Raw genomic sequence first — 5,153 nt, forward strand, 5'->3', positions numbered from 1 at the left:
CGACCATTTTTTTGACAGCAGCGCCCAGCAGGCGATTGTTTCGCTAATCAACGGCGAGCTTCAGACAGTCCATGGCTAGCGCATGCTGGCCCCGTTTTGGCATAACACCTGGAAGGAAGAACGATGACGATCTCCATATCGGTCAAAGACTTGCGTAAATCGTATGGCAAAGACAGCGCCGTTTTGAAGGGGCTGTCGCTAGACCTCTACCAGGATGAGATCCTGGCATTGCTCGGCCCGAACGGCTCGGGCAAAACGACCCTGATCAAAATCCTCGCCACCCTGCTGACCAAGGACTCGGGCAAGGTGCATATCCTCGGCCAAGACCTGGACGACGACGAAAACGAAATCCGCCATCTCTTCGGCTACGTCGGCCAGGATACCGAGCGCTCGGCCTACTCGCGCCTGACCGTAGTCGAGAACCTGCAATTCTTCGGCGCCCTTCGCGGGCTTGACAAGCGACAGGTCAACGCCCAGATCGAGAAACTGGTCGAATACTTCGATTTTAAGTCCAACCTGAAAAAGTACTTTGGCTACTTGTCCGGCGGCCAAAAGCAAACTGTGGTGATTATGCGGGCGCTCCTGCACGATCCGGCCGTGATTTACCTCGACGAGCCGACCAAAGGCCTCGACCCGCTGATCGCCAAGAATATCCGCAGCTTTCTCAAGAAATATGTCAAGGAAGAACACAAAACCTTGCTGCTGACTTCGCACATTTTGTCCGAAGTCGACGAGCTATCGAGCCGGGTCGCGCTCATCCACGACGGCGTGATCGCGTCGGTCGGCACAGCGCAGGAGCTCAAGCAGGGGGTTGGCGTCGACGGCTTCATCGAATTGCAAAAACACTCGATCCCGCTGGGTGTCGTCGATAAAATCCTCCGCCTGCCGCCAGTTCTCAACAGCGACGATCAGGATAGCGAATGGGTGTCGTTTGGCATCAACAATATGGTCGATGCGATGGAAGGGATCATCCATATCTTGCGCGAGGAACAGATCCAGAGCCAGTTCCGCTACCGCAACGTCTCGCTCGAAGACGCCTTTGTGTATCGGATGGGCTTGCTGTCCGACGGGTTTGAAGCTTAAACAGGGGGAAGTATGATCTCGGAAACTCAAGTCACGCGTGATACTCACTATGTGAAATCCAGCAAATCGAAACCAATATCGTCGTGGAAGGTCTTCGTCGCCACCACGGTCAAGGATCTGCTCATCCAGTTTCGCTATCTGCCCAACCTCGTGGGCCGGCTTTTCGAACTGACGATTCGCATCGGCTTCTTCTATTTGCTCGCCAGCATCACGACCTACACCGTCGCCGGCTCGGTGCTAACCGGCCGCAGCCTGATCGTTTTTATGTTCGGCGGGTTGCTGCTGTTCGTCTACAGCAATACCTCTTTCACGGCGCCCATGAACGCCGTCAGCAACGACTTGCACAACGGCACCCTGGAATACCTGTACAGCAATCCGTCGTCGCGCTATGCCTATTTCCTGGGCAACGTGCTGTCCAGCGCGATCGTGAACCAGATTGTGTTTCTGCCACTGTACATCGTCCTGTTTTTCATCGCCGAGGCGACCGCCTTCAACATGCTTATGGTGTTGCTCGTCTGTCTGGCGGTGATGGGCGTGCTGATCTCGATCGGCATCATGATCGCCATGCTGGCGCTGATCTGGCGTCAGGTTGGGGCGTTTGTGCAAATCCTGGCCATCCTGTTTGAATTCGTGTCGGGAACCTACTTCCCACTTTCCGCCTATCCGCTGCCGCTCCAGTATGTGGCCTACGCGCTGCCCTATACCTGGGGCTATGACCTTATCCGCTACTACAGCCTGCAAAACAAGTGGCAGACGATCCTACCTCCGTGGATTGAGTGGTGCATCCTGGGCGCGTACGCCGTGGTTTTCATGGTGATCTCGCGAATCCTGCTGGTCAAGGCCGAGCGGCGTTCCAAGAAGCTTGGCTTACATTTCATCTAGGCGCTGGTTCCGGGACGAGGCGTTATTCGCGGCGCCTCGTCCCGGCCGGATGTTTGACTAGTCAATCGAAGGAGCGCACCATTGATCACTCTGGATTGTAAGCTCGCCGCGCGGACGCCCGAACGGCAACGCACGACGGTAGATGTTGGCGGCGTTCGCATCGGCGCGGAGGAAATTGTCGTCATCGCCGGCCCTTGCAGCGTGGAAAACGAGGAGCAAATTCTGGCGACGGCGCAGCATGTGCGCGCCGCGGGGGCGCACATGCTGCGCGGCGGCGCCTACAAGCCACGCACGTCGCCATACGCGTTCCGCGGCCTGGGCGAGGAAGGGCTTCAACTGTTGGCCAAAGCCCGCGAAGCAACCGACCTGCCGGTGGTCACTGAAGTGATGACGCCGGCCGATGTGGGATTGGTCGCCGAGTACGCCGATATGCTTCAGATTGGCGCGCGGAATATGCAGAACTTCCATCTATTGGAGGCCGTCGGCCGCATCCAGAAGCCGGTGTTGCTGAAACGCGGCATGTCGGGGACGATCCAGGAGTGGCTGCTTGCGGCGGAATATATCTTGAACTGTGGTAACCCCAATGTCGTCCTGTGCGAGCGGGGCATCCGCACCTTCGAACCCAGCCTGCGCAACACGCTCGACCTCGGCGCCTTGGCCTTCGCCAAGGAACTGAGCCATCTCCCGGTTATCGCCGACCCCAGCCATGGCGTGGGGCGTCGCAGCCTGGTCGGCCCGCTTGCCCTGGCCAGCCTCGCCGCCGGGGCCGACGGGCTGATCTTGGAGGTCCACCCACATCCCGAGCGCTCGGTTTCGGACTCCCAGCAGACCGTGGATTGCGCCGAATTCGCCGACATTATGCTGCGAGCGGACGCGGTGGCCTCTGCCGTGGGGCGCAGACTGCACCTGCCAGCGATCACGCCCGCCTACGCCGAGGCGGCGGATGTTCCTGCCTGACCTTGCCAGTGCGCCCGACCTAGGACGGCGACGCAGCGCTTGACCCGCTTGCGATTCTAGCAGCCCTAGGTATTGACGCACCCAGGACTATCCTACACGTATCGGGCAGTTCGGACACGGCCGTCTGGAATCGGCACCGGCCAGAGCTGGCAGGACTTGCGGGGTTTTCACCAAGATGAAGACGAGCGGTGCCGACGGGAATGAGCTGCTTTGCGGCTGGCCGGGGAAACTGGCCTGTCGGTGCCGCCGGTGCGGGGTCAGTCGGTCAGTCGGCGGCGGTCGGTCATGCTCTTGGACTGACTGGCGAGCAACTCGCTCAGCCAGGCCTGCCTGCGCCAGACCCTCGCGGGATGGCGCAGGGGCTTTGAGTTCGGCCAGACTCAGGCCCGCATGCACGCGATCACCGATTCCGCACCGGAACCGTCCGGCGGTGAATGGCTCGCTGACGCGGGCGCAAGCCACCAGCGGCTTCCGCTATAGCAGCCGTCGGAGTTAGTCGAGCTTACGCCAGCAGGGCGTGCGGGTTGGTCGCCATTGCATCCTTTGCCTGATACGGAATGCCAGTCTTCACCTGGGCCGCATGAAATGGCGGCGGCAGACGACCGTGCGTGCGGCGCGTCTGCCGCCCCGAATCACCTTAAACGCCAGTTCGTGTCACTTTCCGCCCTATACTGGGTCTTCCGCAATATCTGTGATGCTCACCTGTGCTAAAGTGATAAGGATGCTAATCTCCACTCTAGGATACCCATATGCCTTTAAACCCTTGTTAAATTGCCCTGTTTTCGGCTTGAAACCCCCACCATCCAGCACTGTCAAGTATAGCTCATCGCGCATTCCACCCAGACCGCCATCGTTTGCCTGACCTGCGCAACCACGACCTCGCGGCGGTACGGCCGGTATTGTCGGCGGGTACTCGATCTTCCTTGGATGACAATGCCAGTCCAGTTGGAACTTCATCTCCAGCGGTTTCGCTGTCCGAATCGGCGGTATCTGCGCCAAACCTTTGTTGAACCGCTGCCGACACTGGCACTACCCCATGCCCACCGAACCACCCGCTTGGCGCGGACGCAACAACGGTTCGCCTTAGCACTCGGTGGTGAAGCTGGCGTGTGGACGCTCAATCACCTAGGCATTACCACCAGCTCTGACACGCTCTTGCGCCTGATTCGCGCCTTCGAACCTGCGGTCGCCGAGGCTGTGACCCATGGTGGTATTGACGATTGGGCCTATCACAAACGCTACGGCGATTGACGCGTGGCTCCAAGCGCATCCCACCATCTAGGTCTTCAGCCGTGATCACTCCGACATTGGCATCACGGCCGCCACTGTGGGCGCACCCCAAGCCCAGCAGATCGCTGATCGCTTCCATCTGCTCACCAATCTGCGGGATGCGATCGTCCGGCTTGTGGAGCGGGAAGGGCCGGTACTTCGCCCAGCTGCCAAACAGGCCGGCGCAAGCGAGCGTGCCATAGTGACCGCTGTGGAGAACGCAGTGCACCGGCTATCGTGGGCTGCTGTGCGAACTCCAAACACAGCATGACTTTACCGACAGCTATTCCAGTCTGCGGCGGTTGATGAATCGACTGATCGATAAACGGCCGGGAACGGCGTAGCGTGATGTGCCGCTACTACCGCTGGCTCCCGCACCGTTCCGGCTGCGGTCGACGCAGCAAACGGCGTGGGCGTTGGTGTATCCAACATCGGTGGCCACAAAGGCCAAGACCGCCGAATCCGATCAGACCTCTATCGCCCAGATCGGTACGTGGAATCCTGCGATCCAGGCGGCCTATGGCCTGGCACAGCGGTTCGTGCGGCTCGTCCGCACGCGTGATGCGGCCGGATTGGATGCGTGGTTGGCAGACACGGAAGCCAGTGTCATCGGGTTCGCCAGCGGACTGCGGACTGATTATGCAGCAGTCGCCAATGCGCTCACGCAGCCCTACGGCAATAGTCCCATCGAAGCGCATATTCATCGACTAAAGCTGATTAACGGACGAGCGAACTTTGATTTGCTGGGCAAGCGTGTGCTGGCAATTTAATGGGCATCACAGGCGATTCGGGAGAGCCAGTATCGGGCGACGATTGACAACCTTCTCGTCGATGGTCGCGGTCACCCGTTATGTGCCTGTCTCACGCCCGGCAGACCCACGAAAGTACCGTGATGTGGCAGGTCGTCGTGCCCCAGCGACACGGTCGTCCGTGCGGACGACCGCTCCAACTGTCAGGTGATC

At 59.7% G+C, this 5,153-nt stretch carries 5 protein-coding genes; all 5 read left to right on the plus strand.

Annotation, left to right across the window (positions count from 1 at the left end):
• Positions 1 to 123 precede the first annotated feature (123 nt).
• The 5 genes from DEF47_RS05220 (at position 124) to DEF47_RS05240 (ending at position 4,961) form a co-directional block, all read left to right on the plus strand.
• Positions 124 to 1,083: an ABC transporter ATP-binding protein gene (locus DEF47_RS05220; RefSeq protein WP_012191499.1), complete on the plus strand. Its 960-nt coding sequence runs from the start codon at positions 124 to 126 to the stop codon at positions 1,081 to 1,083.
• A gap of 12 nt (positions 1,084 to 1,095) precedes the next feature.
• The gene (locus DEF47_RS05225) at positions 1,096 to 1,965 is read left to right on the plus strand and encodes an ABC transporter permease (protein WP_012191500.1); all 870 of its coding nucleotides are present in this window, start codon (positions 1,096 to 1,098) and stop codon (positions 1,963 to 1,965) included.
• Positions 1,966 to 2,046: 81 nt separating this feature from the next.
• The gene (gene aroF / locus DEF47_RS05230; protein ID WP_012191501.1) at positions 2,047 to 2,922 is read left to right on the plus strand and encodes a 3-deoxy-7-phosphoheptulonate synthase; all 876 of its coding nucleotides are present in this window, start codon (positions 2,047 to 2,049) and stop codon (positions 2,920 to 2,922) included.
• Positions 2,923 to 3,780: 858 nt separating this feature from the next.
• Entirely contained in the window at positions 3,781 to 4,173 is a 393-nt protein-coding gene (locus DEF47_RS05235; protein WP_287045014.1) for a transposase family protein, read from the plus strand.
• A gap of 434 nt (positions 4,174 to 4,607) precedes the next feature.
• Entirely contained in the window at positions 4,608 to 4,961 is a 354-nt protein-coding gene (locus tag DEF47_RS05240; protein ID WP_287045005.1) for a hypothetical protein, read from the plus strand.
• Positions 4,962 to 5,153: the final 192 nt, after the last annotated feature.

The organism is Herpetosiphon sp. (genome assembly GCF_003512625.1).
Classification (GTDB): Bacteria; Chloroflexota; Chloroflexia; order Chloroflexales; family Herpetosiphonaceae; genus Herpetosiphon; species Herpetosiphon aurantiacus.